Genomic DNA, 18,459 nt, shown 5'->3' on the forward strand with positions numbered 1-18,459 from the left:
CTCGCCGATGGGGCTTCGCCCCCTCGCCCCGTCAGCGGGGTGCCGCTCCGGTCCTCACGAAGGGTCATCGACTTGCGGGTCGGTGGCCCTTTCGTCATGCCCCGGGCCGGCCGTTCCGGTCGCCGGACCGGCGCCCGGGATCCGACATCGGGATCCGACATGCGGATGACAGCGCGCGAGCTCCTCGGCTGCCTGCTTCTGGCCCTCCTGATCGGCGGCGCCGGATTCGGCCTGCGCCGCGCCCTGCCGGTCACGCCCGTGGATGCGGCGTTCCGCGCGGTGCTCAGCGCCTACGCGGCGCCGGCCGGCGGCCCCCAGCAACACGACTGAAACTTCGCCGCCCTAGTGACGGCGCATTGGGCGGGCACCGAGGAACCCGCACGATCGAGGCCGCCCGGTGGCCATGACGCCGCGGTAAGGAGCCGTTCGGGTCCCGGACAGCTTTATGGGCTTACGCTCCCGCCCGCGGGATCGGAGCCGCCGCCGTCCCTACGGGAAGGTGGGCTTCGGCGGGGCCTTCGGGCCGCGGCAGCATGCGGCGCCGCGGAGACCGGACATGGGGGTTTGGACAGTGAGGGATAGGGTGCAATCGGTCGCGCAGGCGATCGTCCTGTGCTCTAGTCAGGCATGAACGAGAGTTCACCGATCCGGACCGACACCGCCCGCGCCTACCAGCCCGGCGAGGCGCCCGCGCGTGACGTCCGGCGGCGGCGGTTCCGGCCGATCCGCTGGCTCGTGATCCTGGTGCTGCTCGCCGGCGCCGGGGCGATCGGCCATCGCTGGTACGAGGCCCGCACCGACAAGGGCGCCGAGCCCGCGACCGCCCATCGGGCCGGCGGCCGCGGCGGCCGGCACGGCGGCGCCGACATGCCGCAGGCGGTAGGCATCGCGCAGGTCACGACCGGCGACATGCCGGTGATCCTCCAGGGCCTCGGCACGGTGACGCCGCTCGCCACCGTGACGGTGAAGTCGCAGATCAGCGGCTATCTCACCCAGGTGAAGTTCCGCGAGGGCCAGACCGTCAAGGCGGGCGACGAGCTCGCGCAGATCGATTCCCGGCCCTACGAGGCGCTGCTCGCCCAGTACCAGGGCCAGCTCGCCCGCGACCAGGCGCTCTTGCAGAACTCGAAGCTCGACCTCCAGCGCTACCAGACGCTGAACCGGCAGGATTCCATCTCGAAGCAGAATGTCGACACGCAGGCCGCCCTGGTGAAGCAGAACGAGGGCACGGTCGCGGCCGACCAGGCGCTGGTCGACCAGCAGAGGCTCAACATCGCCTACACGCACATCACGTCGCCGGTGGACGGCCGGGTCGGCCTGCGCCAGGTCGACCAGGGCAACTACATCTCGGCCGCCTCCACGGCGATCGTGGTGGTGACCCAGCTGCACCCGATCTCGGTGGTGTTCACCCTGCCGGAGGACGACGTGTCCCGGGTGATGCGGCAGGTGCGCGCCGGCGCCAAGCTTGCCGTGCGGGCCTACGATCGCGGCGACGCGCACGAGATCGCCACCGGCCGGCTCGACACGGTCGACAACCAGATCGATACGACCACCGGCACGGTGAAGCTGCGCGCGCTGTTCGACAATTCCGACGAGGAGCTGTTCCCGAACCAGTTCGTCAACGCCAAGCTGACCGTCGACACGGTGCGGGGCGCGACGCTGGTGCCGAATTCCAGCCTGCTCCAGGGCACGCCCGGCACCTACGTGTACCTGATGGACGGGGACAACAAGGTCACGGTCCGGCCAATCAAGACCGGCGAGACCGACGGGACCAACACCGTGGTGGCCTCCGGCCTGAACCCGGGCGACCGCGTCGTCACGGACGGCACCGACCGGCTGAAGGACGGCGCCCCGGTCCGGATCACCGAGGGCGCGCAGGCGGCGGCAGGGGACAGGAAGGCCGCCGAGGCCAAGCCCGACGGCAAAGGGGATGTGAAGCCGGGTGCGCCGGCTGAGACCGCGGCGGATACCCAGGGTGCGGCGGAGGGCGGTCGTCGGCACCGGCGCCGTCAGGCGCAGTGAGGGCGGCCCCGGCGCGCGGGACCAGCGGCCTCCCCTCCCCCTCCGCGGATCTGGAATGATTCCGGAAGGTCAGTCCCAATCTCCTCCTCATTCTGAGGTGCTGCGTAGCAGCCTCCAAGGCGGGCTCCGGGGATCGCGCGGCCGGCCGGAGGGCTCCTTCGAGGCCTCCGCCGCGCTCCGGCACCTCAGGATGCGGGCGCGGACGGGACGTCCGCGTCCCTCGATTCAGGCTCCCCTGAAGCGCGTGCTCTCCGGCGCGGAAGGGCCGCGCCCATGAACCCGTCCCGCCTGTTCATCCTCCGCCCGGTGGCCACGACGCTGCTGATGCTGGCGATCCTGATCGTCGGCGGCGTGTCGTACCTGAACCTGCCGGTCTCGGCGCTGCCGGCGGTCGACTACCCGACGATCCAGGTCCAGACCTTCTATCCGGGTGCCAGCCCCGAGGTGATGACCTCCTCGGTGACCGCGCCCCTGGAGCGGCAGTTCGGGCAGCTCGCCAACCTCAACCAGATGACCTCGCAATCCTCCGCGGGCGCCTCGGTCATCACCCTGCAATTCAGCCTGGACCTGTCCCTCGACATCGCCGAGCAGCAGGTCCAGGCGGCGATCAACGCCGCCGGCAACCTGCTGCCCTCCGACCTGCCGGCGCCGCCGGTCTACGCCAAGGTCAACCCGGCCGACGCGCCGGTCCTGACGCTGGCGCTGACCTCCAAGACCCTGCCGCTCACCCAGGTCCGGGATCTGGCGGAATCGCGGCTCGCCCAGAAGATCAGCCAGGTGGCGGGCGTCGGCCTCGTGAGCATCTCAGGGGGTCAGCGCCCGTCCGTGCGGGTGCGGTTCAACGCAAGGGCGCTCGCCGCCTACGGGCTGAATATCGGCGACCTGCGCACGACCATCACCAACCTCAACGTCAACACGCCGAAAGGCACGATCGACGGGCCGAAGCAGTCCTACGCGATCAACGCCAACGACCAGATCCGCGACCCGAAGGCCTACGATTCGGCGATCATCGCCTACCGCAACGGCGCCCCGGTGATGCTCTCGGAGGTCGCCGACGTGGTCGAGGGGCCGGAGAACACCAAGCTCGGCGCCTGGGCCGACGCGACGCCGGCGGTGATCCTCAACATCCAGCGCCAGCCGGGCGCCAACGTCATCGCCACGGTCGACAAGATCAAGTCGCTGCTGCCGCAGATGCAGGCGAGCCTGCCGGCCGCTGTGGCGGTGGCGCCGCTCACCGACCGCACCACCACGATCCGCGCCTCCGTGGAGGACGTGCAGTTCGAGCTCGGCCTCGCCATCGCCCTCGTCGTGCTGGTGATCTTCCTGTTCCTGCGCAGCCTGTCGGCGACCCTGATCCCGAGCCTGTCGGTGCCCCTGTCGCTGGTCGGCGCCCTGTCGGTAATGGATCTCTACGGCTTCTCCCTCGACAACCTGTCCCTGATGGCGCTGACCATCGCCACCGGCTTCGTGGTCGGCGACGCCATCGTGGTGATCGAGAACATCGCCCGCCACGTCGAGGCCGGCGACTCGCCCCTTGAGGCGGCGCTGAAGGGCTCCCGCGAGATCGGCTTCACCATCATCTCGCTGACCGTCTCGCTGATCGCCGTGCTGATCCCGCTCCTGTTCATGGGCGACGTGGTCGGGCGCCTGTTCCACGAATTCGCCATCACGCTGGCGGCCACGATCATCATCTCGGCGGTGGTCTCGCTGACCCTCGTGCCGATGCTGTGCGCGCGGCTCCTGAAGCACGTGCCGGAGGCCGAGACCCGCCACCGCCGGGAGGGCGCGATCGCCCGCCTCGGCCGGCGCGCCATCGACGGCACGATCGAATCCTACGGCCGCTCCCTGCGGGTGGTGCTGGACCACCAGGGCCTGACGCTGCTGGTGGCCTTGGGCACGCTGGCGCTCACCGCCTACCTGTTCGTGGTGATCCCCAAGGGCTTCTTCCCGGTGCAGGACACGGGCGTGATCCAGGGCATTACCCAGGCCGACCAGTCGGTGTCCTACGCCGCCATGGCCGAGCGCCAGCAGCGCATGGCCGAGATCGTCCTCAAGGATCCGGACGTCGCCAGCCTGTCGTCGTTCATCGGCGTCGACGGCCAGAACGTCACGCTCAATTCCGGCCGGATGCTGATCAACCTGAAGCCCCGGGAGGAGCGCACGGCGTCCGCCAGCGCGATCATCCGGCGGATCTCGGCGGCGGCCGCGGACGCGCCCGGCATGCGGCTCTACATGCAGCCGGTCCAGGACCTGACCATCGACACGGCGGTCTCGGCGACCCAGTACCAGGTGATCCTCGAGAGCCCGAACATCGGCGATTTCGAGACCTGGGTGCCGCGCTTCACCGAGGCGCTGGCGAAGTCGCCCGTGGTCACCGACGTGGCGAGCGACCACCAGGGCCAGGGGCTGGCCGCCTACGTGACCATCGACCGGCCCACCGCCGGCCGGTACGGCATCACCCCGGCCACGATCGACAACGCCCTCTACGACGCCTTCGGACAGCGGATCATCTCGGCGATCTTCACCCAGTCGAACCAGTACCGGGTGATCCTGGAGGCCGATCCGAAGCTGCACACGACCCTGCGCAGCCTCGACGCGATCTACCTGCCCTCGTCCACGGCGGCGAACGGGCAGGTGCCGCTGTCGGCCGTGGCGCGGATCAGCGAGCGGCGGGCGCCGCTGCTGATCTCCCATCTCGGCCAGTTCCCGGCCACCACCGTGTCGTTCAACCTCGCGCCGGGCGCGGCCCTCGGACAGGGCGTCGAGGCGATCGACCGGGTCAAGGCCGAGATCGGCCTGCCGCCCTCGTTCCGGGTGGTGCCGCAGGGCTCGGTCTTCGCCTTCCAGTCGGCGCTCGGCAACGAGCTGTTCCTGGTGCTGGCCGCGATCGTCACGGTCTACATCGTGCTGGGCGTGCTCTACGAGAGCTTCATCCACCCGATCACGATCCTCTCGACCCTGCCTTCGGCGGGGATCGGGGCGCTGCTTGGCCTGATGCTGTTCGGCCTGTCGCTCGACATCATCGCGGTGATCGGCATCGTGCTCTTGATCGGCATCGTGAAGAAGAACGCCATCATGATGATCGACTTCGCGCTCCAGGCGGAGCGCGAGGACGGGCTGGAGCCCCGGGAGGCGATCTTCCAGGCCTGCCTCCTGCGCTTCCGGCCGATCCTGATGACGACGCTGGCGGCCTTGTTCGCGGCGGTGCCGCTGATCCTCGGCACCGGCGTCGGCTCGGAGCTGCGCCAGCCGCTCGGCATCTGCATCGCGGGCGGCCTGATCGTCAGCCAAGTGCTGACGCTGTTCACGACGCCGGTGATCTATCTGGCGTTCGACCGGCTGGAGCGGCGGATCTCCGGGCGGCGCGATCCGGATCTCACGGCCGGCGAGGCGCTGCCGTGAACATCTCCGAGCCGTTCATCCGGCGGCCGGTCGCGACCACGCTGCTCACGATCGGCGTGCTTCTCGCCGGCCTGTTCGCGTTCCTGAAGCTGCCGGTGGCGCCGCTGCCGCAGATCGACTTCCCTGTCATCCTCGTCCAGGCGCAGATGGCCGGCGCCTCGCCCGACACCATGGCGGCCACCGTGGCGGCGCCCCTCGAGCGGCGGCTCGGCGCCATCGCGGACGTCAACGAGATGACGTCGACCAACACCCTGGGCTCCACCCGGATCGTGCTGCTGTTCGGCCTCAACCGCGACATCGACGGGGCGGCCCGCGACGTCCAGGCCGCCATCAACGCGGCGCGCGCCGATCTTCCGGCGGCGCTCCGGCAGAACCCGACCTACCGCAAGTTCAACCCCGCCGACACGCCGATCATCATCCTCGGCATGACCTCGCAGACGCTGACCCGCGGCCAGGTCTACGATTCCGCCGCCACGGTGGTGCAGCAGAAGCTGTCGCAGCTGCCCGGCGTCGGCAACGTCGATATCGGCGGCTCGTCCCTGCCGGCGGTGCGGGTCGAGCTCGATCCCACGGCCCTGTTCAACTACGGCATCGGCCTCGAGGGCATCCGGGCGGCTCTGGCCTCGGCCAACGCCAACTCGCCCAAGGGCGAGATCGATGTCGGTCCCCGCCGCTACCAGCTCTACGCCAACGACCAGGGCCGCAAAGCCGCCGATTACCGCGACATCATCGTGGCCTACCGAAACGGCGCCGCGGTCAAGCTCACCGATGTCGGCCAAGTGCTCGACGGCGTCGAGGACAAGCGCAACCTCGGCATCGTCAACGGCGAGCCGGGCGTGCTGCTGTTCGTCTACAAGCAGCCCGGCGCCAACGTGGTCGAGACCATCAACGCCGTGAAGGAGGCGCTGCCGCAGATCACCGCGGCCCTGCCCGGCGGCATCGACATCAAGCTCACGGGCGACCGCAGCGCCACGATCCGCGCCTCGCTCTCGGCCACCGAGGAGACGCTGCTGGTAGCGGTCGGCCTCGTGATCCTGGTGGTGTTCGGCTTCCTGCGCTCCTGGCGCGCCACGCTGATCCCGGCGGTCGCGGTGCCGATCTCGATCATCGGCACCTTCTCGGCGATGTACCTGCTCGGCTACTCGCTCAACATCCTGTCCCTCACCGCGCTGATCATCGGCACCGGCTTCGTGGTCGGCGACGCCATCGTGGTGCTGGAGAACGTCCAGCGCCACATCGAGGAGGGCAAGCCCCGGCTCCAGGCGGCCTTGATCGGCGCCCGGGAGGTCGGCTTCACGGTGATCTCGATGAGCCTGTCGCTCATCGCGGTGTTCCTGCCGATCCTGCTGATGGGCGGCCTCGTCGGCCGCATCTTCCAGGAATTCTCCGTCACCCTGTCGCTGTCGATCCTGATCTCCCTGGTCCTGTCGCTCACCACGACGCCGATGATGTGCGCCCGGCTGCTGCGCGCCGAGGGGCACGGTCCGGACGGGGCACCCGCATCGGGGCGCCGGCCGAACCGGCTGATCCGGATGCTGGAGGGCGGCTTCTCGGGGCTGCTCCGGGCCTACGCGCGGACGCTGGAGGTGGCGCTCGCCCATCCGCGCCTCGTCCTGCTGAGCCTGCTCGCCACGGTCGGGCTCAACGTCTACCTCTACATCATCGTCCCGAAGGGCTTCTTCCCCGAGCAGGATACCGGCCAGATGATGGGCGGCATCCAGGCCGACCAGCGCATCTCGTTCCAATCGATGGAGAAGAAGCTCAAGCAGGCGACCGCGATCGTCGGCGCCGATCCGGCGGTCGAGAGCGTCGTCGGCTTCACGGGCGGCCGGGGCACCAACTCGGCCAACGTCTTCGTCGGGCTGAAGCCGCTCAACGCGCGGGCGCCGATCTCCACCGTGATGGCGCGGCTACGGCCCAAGCTGGCGCAGGTCGCGGGCGCGCGGCTCTACGTCTTCCCCCGCCAGGACCTGCAGATGGGCGGCCGCCAGAGCTTCGCCCAGTATCAGTACACCCTCCAGGGCGACACCGCCGAGGAGCTGTTCGCCGCCGCCCCGAAGCTGCTCGCCGCCCTGCAGAAGGACCCGACCTTCGCGGACGTCACCTCCGACCAGCAGGAGGGCGGGCTGGAGAGCCGGGTGGTGATCGACCGGGCGACCGCGTTCCGCTACGGCATCACCCCGAACAAGATCGACAACACGCTCTACGACGCCTTCGGCCAGCGCCAGGTCTCGGCGATCTACAACCCGCTGAACCAGTACCACGTCGTGATGGAGATCGCGCCGCGCTACTTGGAGACGCCTGAGACGCTCAAGCAGATCTACGTCTCGACTTCGGGCGGCAATGCGGCCGGCTCGGCGACCACCAACGCGGTGGCCGGCACCGTCGCGGCGGGCGGCAGCGTCAACACCAACGCGGCGACCGGCACGAGCAGCCCAGGCAGCGCGTCGTCGGCGACCACGAGTGTCGGGGGCGCCGCCACCGGCACCGGCGCGGTCGGCGGCGCCTCCGGCAGCACGGGCGCGGCCGCCGCGGCGGCCTCGGCCAGCACGGCCGATACGGCGTCGAACGCCGCCGCGATCGCCTCCGACTCGGCCCGTAACGCGTCCTCCAACGCGATCGCGGCGAGCAAGGGCGGCGCCTCGTCGAGCGCCCCGGTCTCGGCCGCCAAGGAGACGATGGTGCCGCTCTCGGCCTTCGCGCGGATCGAGCCGGGGAATGCGCCTGTGCAGGTCAGCCACCAGGGCCTGTTCGTGGCGACCACGATCTCGTTCAACCTCGCGCCGGGCAAGAGCCTGTCGGACGCCACCGCGGCCATCGATCAGGCGATGGCCAACCTGCACCTGCCGGCGACGATCCACGGCGAGTATGCCGGCGCGGCCAAGAACTACGTCGCCTCCGCATCGCGCCAGCCGCTGCTGATCCTGGCGGCGATCCTGGCGGTCTACGCGGTGCTGGGCATCCTGTACGAGAGCTTCGTGCACCCGCTCACGATCCTCTCCACCCTCCCCTCGGCCGGCGTCGGCGCGGTGCTGGCCCTGCTGGTGACTGGCACCGACTTCACCATCATCGCGCTGATCGCGGTGTTCCTGCTCATCGGCATCGTGAAGAAGAACGCGATCATGATGATCGACGTGGCGATCGACGCCGAACGGACCCGGGGCGCGAATCCCGTGGACGCGATCCGGGAGGCCTGTCTCCTGCGCTTCCGGCCGATCATGATGACGACGCTGGCGGCCATGCTCGGCGCCGTGCCGCTGATTCTGGCCAACGGCGAGGGCGCGGAGCTGCGCCGTCCGCTCGGCATCGCCATCGTCGGCGGCCTGATTGTGAGCCAGATCCTGACCCTCTACACCACCCCCGTCGTCTACCTCACCCTCGATCGCCTCCGGCACAGGGTGCTCAACCGCCGCAGGCGCGCCGGACGGGGCGGAGAAGCGGCGCTGCCGGCCGGGGAATGATGGTTAAGGTTTCACGTGAAACAGCGGCGGCTCCGGCCGGGTGTGAACATCTGTCCAGCCCACGCCCTCATTCTGAGGTGCCCGCGCCAGCGGGCCGCGAAGGAGGGTTCCAGGGATCGCGCGCTTGGCTGGAGCCCTCCTTCGAGGTCGCCGCTGCGCTCCGGCACCTCGGGACGAGGGCGCGGGTGAGCATGACGCCTGCTTCCGTCGGACCGTCGGGCCACCAACCCGCCGCTGCCGATCGTCGGCGCCGCACCCTCGCATCCCTCCTCCTCGCCGCCCCGCTCCTCGCCGGCTGCGTGGTCGGCCCCGACTACGCCCGGCCCTCCGTGGAGACGCCGCTCGCCTACAAGCAGGGCGGCGTCCGGGAGGACAGCCCGGCCTACGTCGCGGCGCGGAAGAAGGGCTGGCGCGAGGCCCGGCCCAGCGACGCCGTCGAGCGCGGCGACTGGTGGCGGGTGTTCCGGGATCCGACGCTCGACCGGCTGATCCGCCTCGTCGACGTCGACAACCAGTCCCTCCGGCAGGCGGTGGCGAATTACCGGCAGGCGCGGGCGCTCGTCGCCTCCGCGCAGGCCGCCCTGTACCCGACGGTGATCGGCGCGCCGAGCATCACCCGGACCGGCAGCGGCACCACCACGCGCACCAACGTGGCGCTGATCGGTCAGGCGAGCTGGGAGCTCGACCTGTTCGGCGGCACCCGCCGCAATATCGAGAGCGAGGCGGCCCTGGCGCAATCCGACGCCGCCACGATCGCGCTGACCCGCCTGTCCATCCAGGCCGAGATCGCGGCCGACTACCTGACGGTGCGCTACGCGGACGCCCTGCAGAAGGTCCTCGGCGAGAACGTCGAGAACTTCAAGAAGACCCTGACGATCACCGAGAACCAGTACGCCGCCGGCGTCGCGGCCCGCTCCGACGTGATCACCGCCCAGACCCAGGTCCAGACCATCCAGGCCCAGGCCATCGCGGTGCGCCTGACCCGGGTGCAGTACGTCAACGCCATTGCCACCCTGATCGGGCGGCCCCCTTCCGAGGTGTCGATCCCGGTGGCCGGCATCGGGCGCAATCCCCCCGGTGTGCCGGTCGGGATCCCGGGCGACCTGCTGGAGCGGCGGCCGGACGTCGCCCAGGCCGAGCGGCTGGTCCAGGCGCAGAGCGAGCGCATCGGTGTGGCGGTGGCGGCCTTCTTCCCGACCGTGACGATCTCGGCCCAGGGCGGGATTTCTGGGGCGACCCGCAACGGCCTGCTCTCGGCGGCCAATCAGGTCTGGTCGGTGGCGGCCTCCGGCAGCGAGGTGCTGTTCGACGGCGGCGCGCGCACGGCGGCGCTGCGCTCGGCCGAGGCCGGCTACGACGCCGCGGTGGCCAATTACCGGCAGGTGGTATTGTCGGCCTTCGCCGAGGTCGAGAACCAGATGGCGGCTTTGCGCATCCTCGGCCAGCAGCAGGGAGCGCAGGACACTGCCGTGGACCTGTCGCGCAAGGCTGTGGAGATCACGCTCAACGAGTACCGGGCCGGCACCCAGAACTTCACCACGGTGGTAACCGCGCAGAACCTGCTGGTGACCAACGAGGTCAACGCCCTCCAGGTGCGGTTGAGCCGCTTCACCGCGGCGGTGACGCTGATCCGGGCGCTCGGTGGCGGCTGGGACGTGCGCGCCCTGCCGAGCGATTCCGAGCTGAAGGGTCCGAGCCTGCCGATCGACCGGGGCGGTCAGGCGGTCCGCCCGGACGAGTAGCGGCGAGCGGGCTCCGTGCCTGTTCGACGCGGACCTTTCCACCCTCCGCCCTCATCCTGAGGCGCCTGCGCCAGCGGGCCTCGAAGGAGGCCTCCGCTGCGCTCCGGCACCTCAGGATGAGGGGGTGGGTTGGAAGACCGCCGTACGTCGCCGACGCGGAGTGTGCTCCTCTCAGGCCACCGCCGCATGCCTCGGGCAGGGCTGGACCTCCACGGTGACGTGGCTCAAACCCCTCACCCCGGCGAGCCGGGCCTTGTAGTGGGCGGGCGGCTGCGGATCGTCGCTGACGAGGGCGATCACGGCGGCGCGGTGGCCCGGACCGACCTGCCAGAGATGCAGGTCGCTGATCCGGTCGCCGCCGGTCTCCAGCCGCTCCCGGATCTCCCGGGTGGCCGCGGCCGAGGGCCGGGCGTCGAGGAGCACGAGGCCGGCCGTGCGCAGGAGGCTCCATGACCACGTCAGGATCACCGCCGTGCCGACCAGCCCTATGGCCGGATCGAGCCAGGCGAGGCCGAGATAGCGCCCGCCGAGCAGGGCCGCGATGGCCAGGACCGAGGTGAGCGCGTCGGCGAGCACGTGGATGTAGGCGGCCCGGAAGTTGGTGTCGTGCCCGCCGTGGCCCCCGTGGGAGTGCCCGCCGTGCGAGTGTCCCCCGTGGGCGTGCCCGCCGTCTCCGGCGTCGTGGTCGTCGTGGAGCAGCCAGACGCTGGCGACGTTCACGGCGAGCCCCAGGACGGCGATCGGGATCGCCGGTCCGAAGCCGATCGCCACCGGGTGCAGCAGACGGTCCAGGCTCTCGGCTCCGATCAGCAGCGCGATGAGCCCGAGGATGATCGCGCTGGCGAAGGCCGCCAGATCCCCGAACTTGCCGGTGCCGAAGCTGAAGCGCGGATCGTCCGCGTGCCGTCGGGCGAAATGGTAGGCGAGCGCCGCGATGCCGAGCGCCGCCGCGTGGGTCGACATGTGCCAGCCGTCGGCGACCAGCGCCATGGAGCCGAACCACGTGCCGCCGAGGATCTCGGCGACCATGGTGGCGGCCGTGAGCGTGACGACCGCCCAGGTCCGGCGGGCGTGGCGATCGTGCCGGTCGCCCAGGAAGACGTGGCCGTGCGTCCAGGGTTCGAGGGAATGGCTATGCATGCGGGGTTCCTTGATCCTAGACTCGGCGCAGCATAGCCCAACGGGTACCGGAACGGGCCTCGCCGCGGCGGGTTGTCAGGCCGGTTTGCTGCACCGCAGCCACACGGGAGTCAGGGATGGCCGAGCCGACGACAGCCCTCAAGGACAAGGCGGCCTGCGGCACCAAGCCGGCGCCGCCCTGCACGCTGGTGATTTTCGGGGCCGGCGGCGACCTGACCAAGCGCCTGCTGATGCCCTCACTCTACAATCTGGCGGGGGCCGGGCTCCTGTCGGAGGGCTTCTCGATCCTCGGCATCGACCACAACGACGGCACCGACGAATCCCTGCGCGAAAACCTCACCCGGACCCTGGAGGCGTTCAGCAAGGACCCGACGTCCGAGTTCCACGCCGACCACATCGACCCGACGAGCTGGGGCTTCATCCGGGACCGGCTGCACTACCTCAAGGGCGATTTCGAGAAGCCCGAGACCTACGAGGCCGTGAAGCAGCGGGTCACCGGCAGCGCGGTGTTCTACTGCGCGGTGGCGGCGCGCTTCTTCGGGACGATCGTGGACGGGCTCGGTCAAGCCGGCCTGCTCAAGCAGGAAGGCGACAGCTTCCGCCGCGTGGTCATCGAGAAGCCGTTCGGCTCCGATCTCGACTCGGCCCGGGCGCTCAATGCCCGGATCCTCAAACAGGGCGACGAGAGCCAGTTCTACCGGATCGACCACTTCCTGGGTAAGGAGACCGTGCAGTCGATCATGGCGTTCCGCTTCGCCAACGGCCTGCTCGAGCCGGTCTGGCGGCGGGAATACATCGATAGCATCCAGATCACGGCCGCCGAGACGGTCGGAGTCGAGGAGCGCGGCGGCTTCTACGAGCCGACCGGGGCGCTGCGCGACATGGTGCCGAACCACATGTTCCAGCTGCTCTGCATGGTCGGGATGGAGCCGCCGAACTCCTTCGACGCCGAGGCCGTGCGCACCGAGAAGGCGAAGCTCGCCGAGGCCGTGCGGCCGATCCCGCCCGAGGACGCGGTGCGCGGGCAGTACTCAGCCGGCACCTCGGAGGGGCGCGACGTCCCGGCCTACCGGGACGAGCCGCACGTCTCCAAGGACTCGGTCACCGAGACCTACATCGCGTTGAAGCTCCACATCGAGAATTGGCGCTGGGCCGGCGTGCCGTTCTACATCCGCACCGGCAAGCGCATGACCGGGCGGCGCACCGAGATCGCGATCCTGTTCAAGCCTGCCCCGTTCAAGATGTTCGAGGACACGCCGACCGCCGATCTCGGGCCGACCGTGATGCGGATCCTGATCGATCCCGATCACGGCGTCAGTACCGAGTTCAACGTCAAGGTGCCGGGGCCGCAGATGAAGATTGGCCGGGTCCGCTCCGGCTTCCGCTACAAGGACTTCTTCGCCGACCGGCCGAATGTCGGCTACGAGACGCTGCTCTACGATTGCATGACCGGCGACGCGACCCTGTTCCAGCGCGCCGACAACATCGAGGCCGGCTGGGCGGCGGTGGAGCCGCTGCTCAAGGGCTGGCCGCAGGCGGAGGTAGCCTTCTACCCGGCCGGGAGCGCCGGCCCGAAGGAGGCCGACGACCTCCTGGCGCGCGACGGCCGCCACTGGCTGGGCCTCGACGGGCAGACCGACTGAGCGGCTCGGCGATCCGTCCGAACGCGGGAGCAACCGGTTCCGCGACTCTCCCTTCCCCGCTGGCGAAGGGATAGCTAGAGTGCAGGTTTCATCTCCCGTTCGCGCAGATCCCTCGATTCTCGTCTTTGTAGGAAAGCATTGCGGCCGCGTACCCCGTCATTCCGGGGCGCCGCAGGCGAGCCCGGAATCCAGATCCGCTGGCCATGCAGGATCTTGGTGCGTCAGCGGGTCTGGATTGCCCGCCTCCGGCGTGCCCCTCCGGGTCCGGGCTCCGCTACGCGGTCCCGGAATGACGAGGCGGCTCACTGTTCGTTGAACATCCACACGTTGCCGCAGACGGCTCCGCGCTCACCGCCGCTTGAACGGCAGCATTGCCACCACGGCCAAGGCGGCGACCCGGTTGTTCGACGGGTCGCCGGCACGGCCGAGTGCTCATCCGCGTCTCAGCCCGGCCGCCCGTAATCCCGGGCGTCCCGCGCCTGCCGGTGGAAGGTGAGCCGGCGATCGAATTCCCGCGGGTCCTTGGGCTTCACCAGGGCGCCCGGCGGCACGTTCAGCCAGTCGACCAGGCGGGTCAGCATGAAGCGCAGGGCGGCGCCCCGGCACAGGATCGGCAGGGCAGCGACCTCGGCGGGTTCGAGCGGTCGCACCGCCTCGTAGCCGGCGATCAGGGCCGCCGCCCTGTCGCGGTGGAAGGTGCCGTCGGGGTCGAAGCACCACGCGTTGAGGCAGACCGCGAGGTCGTACGCGAACGCATCCGTGCAGGCGAAGTAGAAGTCGATCAGGCCCGACAGCGCGTCGCCGATGAAGAACACGTTGTCGGTGAACAGGTCGGCGTGGATCACGCCACCCGGCAGATCGCGGGGCCAGTGCGCCTCAAGAACGGCGAGGTCGGCCCGGGTCCGCTCCGCGAGGCCGGGCTCGACCGAATCGGCCTGGGCCTCAGCCTGCGCGAAGAGCGGCCGCCAGGACGAGACCGACAGGCTGTTCTCCCGCACCATGGCGAAGTCCCGGCCGGCCTCGTGGAGCGCGGCCAGCGCCCGGCCGAGTTCCCGGCAATGCTCGGCGCCCGGCGCCTTGACCGAGACGCCCTCCAGGAAGCTCACGATGGCGGCGGGCCGGCCGCAGAGCTGGCCGAGGGCTTGGCCGGCTCGGTCCCGGACTGGCTGCGGGCAGGCGAGGCCGCGGGCCGAGAGGTGCTCCATCAGCCCGATGAAGAACGGCAGGTCCTGCTCCCGGACGCGCTTCTCGTAGAGCGTCAGGATGTAGGCGCCGTCGGTCGTGTGCAGGAAGAAGTTCGAGTTCTCGACGCCCTCGGCGATGCCCTTGTAGGAGAGCAGGCCGCCGATCGCGTAGGCCGACAGGAAGTCGGCGAGCGCTGCGTCGGAAACCTCGGTGTAGACGGCCACGTGTTCGCGCTCTGGATTTTGGAACTTCGATACGACGAGGGGCGCCGAAGCGCCCCCGCATAAAGCCTGCCGCGCCTGTGTCCAGGCTGCCTACTGGGTCGCCTACTCAGCGGCCTCGCTGCGCAGCTCCCGCGGCAGCGGGAAGACCATGTCCTCGATCACCGTCGAGACCGTGTCGGCGATCACGTCGTAGCGGGCCGCGAAGGCGTCGATGATCTCCTCGACCAGCACCTCGGGGGCCGAGGCGCCGGCGGTGAGGCCGAGCTTGCGGATGCCCTCGAAGGCCGGCCAGTCGATCTCCTCGGCACGGAGCACCAGGCGGGTGATCGGGCAGCCGACGCGCTCGGCGACCTCGCGCAGGCGCTGCGAGTTCGGCGAGTTCGGCGAGCCGACCACGATCAGCGCGTCGACCAGCGGCGCCACCTGCTTCACCGCCTCCTGGCGGTTGGTGGTGGCGTAGCAGATGTCGTCCTTGTGCGGCCCGGTAATGTTCGGGAACTTCTTCTTCAGCGCCTCGGCGATGTGGCGGGTGTCGTCGACCGACAGGGTGGTCTGGGTCACCCAGGCGAGGTTGTCGGGATTGTCCGGGGTCAGGGCCGCGATCTGCTCGAGATCCTCGGCGAGGGTGATCGAGCCCTTGGGCAGCTGGCCCATCGTGCCGACCACCTCGGGATGGCCGGAATGGCCGACCAGCAGCACGTGGCGGCCGCGCTTGTGGTGGATCTCGGCCTCGCGGTGGACCTTGGTGACCAGCGGGCAGGTGGCGTCGATCGTGGTCAGCCCGCGCGAATCAGCGTTCGCCGGCACCGTCTTGGCGACGCCGTGGGCGGAGAAGATCACCGGGGCGGCGCCGTCCGGCACCTCGTCGAGCTCGCGGACGAACACCGCGCCCTTCCGCTTCAGGCTCTCGACCACGTACTTGTTGTGCACGATCTCGTGGCGGACGTAGACGGGCGGCCCATAGATGGCGAGCGCCCGCTCCACCACGTCGATGGCCCGCACCACGCCGGCGCAGAAGCCGCGCGGGGCGCAGAGCAGGATCTCCAGCGGCGGCTTGCCGGCGGTGCCCAGGACGGGCTCGGGGGTCGCGATATCGACGGTCATGCGGGGGATGTGGCGAGGGCGGGGCTGTCCTGTCAACATTCCTGGCTCAGGAACCGGGCAGGAAGACGGCCGCGGGGCACCTCTGTAGCACGATTGCCGCGTGAATTGGACCCCGGCCGGGTCAGAGGCGCCGGATGCCGGTCACGGCGCCGAAACTGTCCGACTGGATCCGGGCCACGGCCTCGGCCAGGGGCTCGGCCGCCACCGCCATGTGGTGACCGTTGGCGTGGATCAGCGTCTCGGAATCGAGCATCAGCCCGACATGGCCGCGCCAGAACACGAAGTCTCCCCGGCGCAGGTCCGCGTGGTCGCGCGGCAGCGCATAGCCGAGGTCGCGCTCCTGCATGTCGGCGTCGCGCGGGCAGGGCAGGCCGGCTGCGTCGAGGCAGAGCTGCACGAGGCCCGAGCAGTCGAGCCCGAGGCTGGTGCGCCCGCCCCACAGATAGGGCGTCCCGAGGAGCCGCGCGGCGGTCGCCGCATAGTCGGGCTCGCGGGCCGTCACCGGCGCGCAATGGCGGGCGAACACGAAGCCGCCCGGGGTCTCCAGATACGCGCCTGTCTCGCCGGTCACCACGAGGCGCGCCCCGAGACTCAGATGGGCGCGGACCGGCCGCTTCAGGTCCGGCTCGGGATACAGGAAGGTGCGCAGGGCCGTGACCCGGTGGGTCGGCTCCGGTGCGGCCGGGCCCAGGCTGGCGGCCGGCAGGTAGCCGACATAGCCGTCGCGGACGAGCTGCACGAAGGCGAAGCCGTCCGCCTCGTCGTAGACGTCGACGGCGTCACCGAGGAGAGCCTCGGTATCGAGCCCGGCCGTGTCGGATGGCGCCCGGCGCAGCGGCGCAGCGGGCGCCGTCACCCGGCGCGACACGGCCGCCACGTAGCGCGCCGCGGTGACCCGGCCGCGCAGGCGGAGATCGGCGAGATCGGCACGGGCTGGGGTGAGCCGGGGATCGAGGGTCTCGGTCATCGGGCGATGCTAGCACGGGCGGCCTTAACGACGACGCCGGCGACGTAACGGTCGCATCACACGTTGCATGAACCCTGCTGCGCTCCTATGTCGCATCCCGTGCCATGCAGGAAGGATTCTGCCGAAGGATTGTTCGAGTGCCCGAGTAGGCCGCTCCCGCCCTGCCCATTCCTGCATCACGCGCCGCCGAGGCATGTACCGGGCACGTCGGTCACAGGTTTTTGATGCACTGCACAACCGGCCCGGAAAGGGCTATGTCTTCCCCATGAAGACCGCGAGTCGCCCCGTGAAGAAGACGCAGAAGAGCTTCGCCGACCTGCCCCCGATCCGGGTGCGCCGCGAGCCGCCGACGGTGAACGAGGCGGTCGCCGCCGCGCAGGACCTCGCCGACGATGTCGAGCAGCAGGTCGAGATCGCCGCGGGCCTGATGGGCCTGCCCGCCGACGAGGTCCGCCCGCACGTCCTTGCGGCCAAGAAGGCCGTGCCCGAGCGCGCGCCGGAGCGGATCCTGACTCATGCGAGCCCGAGTCGGGCGCCCCGGACCGTCGTGGTCGAGCGGCGCACCCGCCCGACCGTGGTGATCGAGCGCCGGGGCCGGCCCCTCGACCCGCGCCGCTGAGCGACCCCTACCGGCGCAGCGTCACCACGGCAGCGTCTTGCCCGTGTAGTCGAGGTAATGGGCGCCCGGCCGGCCGAGCCGGTCCGTGATCACGTCGGCGAGCCCCGTGACGCTGGTCGCCACGTCGATATCGGCCTCCGCCCCGCCCATCTCGGTGCGCACCCAGCCCGGGTGCAGGATCAGCACCGACAGGTTCTCGGCCCGGTGGCGGATCTCGAAGCTGCGCGCCAGGGTGTTCAGCGCCGCCTTGCTGGCCCGGTAGGTCTCCCAGCCGCCGCTGTCGTTGAGGCTGACGCTGCCGAGGACCGAGCTCATCAACGCGAGGCTGCCGCCGGGGGCGAGGCGGTCGAGGAAGGCCTCGGCGAAACGGATCGGGCTGACCGCGTTGGTGAGGAAGACCTGCGCGGCCACCGAACGGGGCACCGCGTGGAGCGGATCATGCGCCTGCGTGGCGACGCCGGCCACCACGAAGATCAGGTCGAAGCGCTGGCCCGCCAAGCGGTCGTGGAGGGCGGCGACACCCGCATCGTCGTCGATGTCGGCGGTCTCGATGCGCAGCGCCTCGGCGCTCAGGCGGCCGAGCTGCGGGGACGGCGTGCGCTGGGTCGCGGTGACCCGCCAGCCGCGCGCCAGGAAGGTCTCGGCGAGGCCGAGCCCGAGGCCGCGGGAGGCCCCGACGATCAGCGCGCTCTTCTGCGATTGGGTCATGGTCGGTCTCCGGACATCCGCCGGATAAGGTTCGATCAGGCTCGGAGGTTTCGTGACCGAGGCAGGTCTTAAATTGGGCCGGTCTCGATCGGGCCGCGTCCCAGGGTTCGAACGCCGTGCGCTTGACCGAGGGAAGGTCCGCGTTGGGTGGATCTCCGCCGGGCCGCTTTCGGACGGCCACGCACGAGAGAACGTCGCCGCCACGCCGGTCCACGACCCATGGCAGGCTCGGTCAGGTCTGG

At 70.4% G+C, this 18,459-nt stretch carries 12 protein-coding genes; 7 read left to right on the forward strand and 5 right to left on the reverse strand.

What is annotated here, in order from left to right:
- The first annotated feature begins 159 nt into the window (after nt 1–159).
- The 5 genes from M6G65_RS25060 (at nt 160) to M6G65_RS25080 (ending at nt 10,627) form a co-directional block, all read left to right on the forward strand.
- Nucleotides 160–330, forward strand: a complete 171-nt coding sequence (locus M6G65_RS25060) for a hypothetical protein (protein WP_192710482.1) — start codon at nt 160–162, stop codon at nt 328–330.
- 297 nt (nt 331–627) lie between these two features.
- Nucleotides 628–2,022 carry an MdtA/MuxA family multidrug efflux RND transporter periplasmic adaptor subunit gene (locus M6G65_RS25065; RefSeq protein ID WP_238195933.1) on the forward strand — a complete coding sequence of 465 codons (1,395 nt, stop codon included), beginning with the start codon at nt 628–630 and terminating at the stop codon, nt 2,020–2,022.
- A gap of 273 nt (nt 2,023–2,295) precedes the next feature.
- Nucleotides 2,296–5,424, forward strand: a complete 3,129-nt coding sequence (locus M6G65_RS25070) for a multidrug efflux RND transporter permease subunit (RefSeq protein WP_250103026.1) — start codon at nt 2,296–2,298, stop codon at nt 5,422–5,424.
- On the forward strand, nt 5,421–8,885 hold the full coding sequence (locus tag M6G65_RS25075) for an efflux RND transporter permease subunit (RefSeq protein WP_250103027.1): 3,465 nt from the start codon (nt 5,421–5,423) through the stop codon (nt 8,883–8,885). The genes M6G65_RS25070 and M6G65_RS25075 overlap by 4 nt, the downstream gene beginning before the upstream one ends.
- A 191-nt stretch (nt 8,886–9,076) precedes the next feature.
- Nucleotides 9,077–10,627 carry an efflux transporter outer membrane subunit gene (locus M6G65_RS25080; protein ID WP_250104287.1) on the forward strand — a complete coding sequence of 517 codons (1,551 nt, stop codon included), beginning with the start codon at nt 9,077–9,079 and terminating at the stop codon, nt 10,625–10,627.
- 171 nt (nt 10,628–10,798) lie between these two features.
- Here M6G65_RS25080 and dmeF read toward each other — a convergent pair whose 3' ends face one another.
- Entirely contained in the window at nt 10,799–11,767 is a 969-nt protein-coding gene (gene dmeF / locus M6G65_RS25085) for a CDF family Co(II)/Ni(II) efflux transporter DmeF (protein ID WP_238195936.1), read from the reverse strand.
- A 116-nt stretch (nt 11,768–11,883) separates the two neighbouring features.
- Between dmeF and zwf the strand changes: the two genes are divergently transcribed.
- The gene (zwf, locus tag M6G65_RS25090) at nt 11,884–13,410 is read left to right on the forward strand and encodes a glucose-6-phosphate dehydrogenase (RefSeq protein WP_238195937.1); all 1,527 of its coding nucleotides are present in this window, start codon (nt 11,884–11,886) and stop codon (nt 13,408–13,410) included.
- A gap of 443 nt (nt 13,411–13,853) precedes the next feature.
- On the opposite strand, the gene M6G65_RS25095 is transcribed toward zwf, so the two are convergent.
- From M6G65_RS25095 to M6G65_RS25105, 3 genes are all read right to left on the reverse strand, one after another.
- The gene (locus tag M6G65_RS25095; RefSeq protein WP_238195938.1) at nt 13,854–14,819 is read right to left on the reverse strand and encodes a homoserine kinase; all 966 of its coding nucleotides are present in this window, start codon (nt 14,817–14,819) and stop codon (nt 13,854–13,856) included.
- A 102-nt stretch (nt 14,820–14,921) separates the two neighbouring features.
- Nucleotides 14,922–15,923 (reverse strand): 4-hydroxy-3-methylbut-2-enyl diphosphate reductase, encoded by a 1,002-nt coding sequence (ispH, locus tag M6G65_RS25100; RefSeq protein WP_250103028.1) that lies wholly within the window; start codon nt 15,921–15,923, stop codon nt 14,922–14,924.
- Nucleotides 15,924–16,044: 121 nt separating this feature from the next.
- Entirely contained in the window at nt 16,045–16,890 is an 846-nt protein-coding gene (locus tag M6G65_RS25105; protein ID WP_238195939.1) for a C40 family peptidase, read from the reverse strand.
- Nucleotides 16,891–17,176: 286 nt separating this feature from the next.
- Between M6G65_RS25105 and M6G65_RS25110 the strand changes: the two genes are divergently transcribed.
- Nucleotides 17,177–17,509: a hypothetical protein gene (locus tag M6G65_RS25110; RefSeq protein WP_250103029.1), complete on the forward strand. Its 333-nt coding sequence runs from the start codon at nt 17,177–17,179 to the stop codon at nt 17,507–17,509.
- 21 nt (nt 17,510–17,530) lie between these two features.
- Here M6G65_RS25110 and M6G65_RS25115 read toward each other — a convergent pair whose 3' ends face one another.
- Nucleotides 17,531–18,217, reverse strand: coding sequence for an SDR family oxidoreductase (locus tag M6G65_RS25115; RefSeq protein ID WP_250103030.1), 687 nt, complete (start codon nt 18,215–18,217; stop codon nt 17,531–17,533).
- Nucleotides 18,218–18,459 lie beyond the last annotated feature (242 nt).

Origin of the sequence: Methylobacterium tardum (genome assembly GCF_023546765.1) — a bacterium.
In the GTDB taxonomy this organism is placed as follows: Bacteria; Pseudomonadota; Alphaproteobacteria; order Rhizobiales; family Beijerinckiaceae; genus Methylobacterium; species Methylobacterium tardum.

Coding starts and splice junctions, on each gene's coding strand:
- M6G65_RS25105 (WP_238195939.1), bottom strand. CDS start 16,890: ATGACCGAGACCCTCGATCCCCGGCTCACCCCAGCCCGTGCCGATCTC.
- zwf (WP_238195937.1), top strand. CDS start 11,884: ATGGCCGAGCCGACGACAGCCCTCAAGGACAAGGCGGCCTGCGGCACC.
- M6G65_RS25080 (WP_250104287.1), top strand. CDS start 9,077: ATGACGCCTGCTTCCGTCGGACCGTCGGGCCACCAACCCGCCGCTGCC.
- ispH (WP_250103028.1), bottom strand. CDS start 15,923: ATGACCGTCGATATCGCGACCCCCGAGCCCGTCCTGGGCACCGCCGGC.
- M6G65_RS25065 (WP_238195933.1), top strand. CDS start 628: ATGAACGAGAGTTCACCGATCCGGACCGACACCGCCCGCGCCTACCAG.
- M6G65_RS25070 (WP_250103026.1), top strand. CDS start 2,296: ATGAACCCGTCCCGCCTGTTCATCCTCCGCCCGGTGGCCACGACGCTG.
- M6G65_RS25060 (WP_192710482.1), top strand. CDS start 160: ATGCGGATGACAGCGCGCGAGCTCCTCGGCTGCCTGCTTCTGGCCCTC.
- M6G65_RS25115 (WP_250103030.1), bottom strand. CDS start 18,217: ATGACCCAATCGCAGAAGAGCGCGCTGATCGTCGGGGCCTCCCGCGGC.
- dmeF (WP_238195936.1), bottom strand. CDS start 11,767: ATGCATAGCCATTCCCTCGAACCCTGGACGCACGGCCACGTCTTCCTG.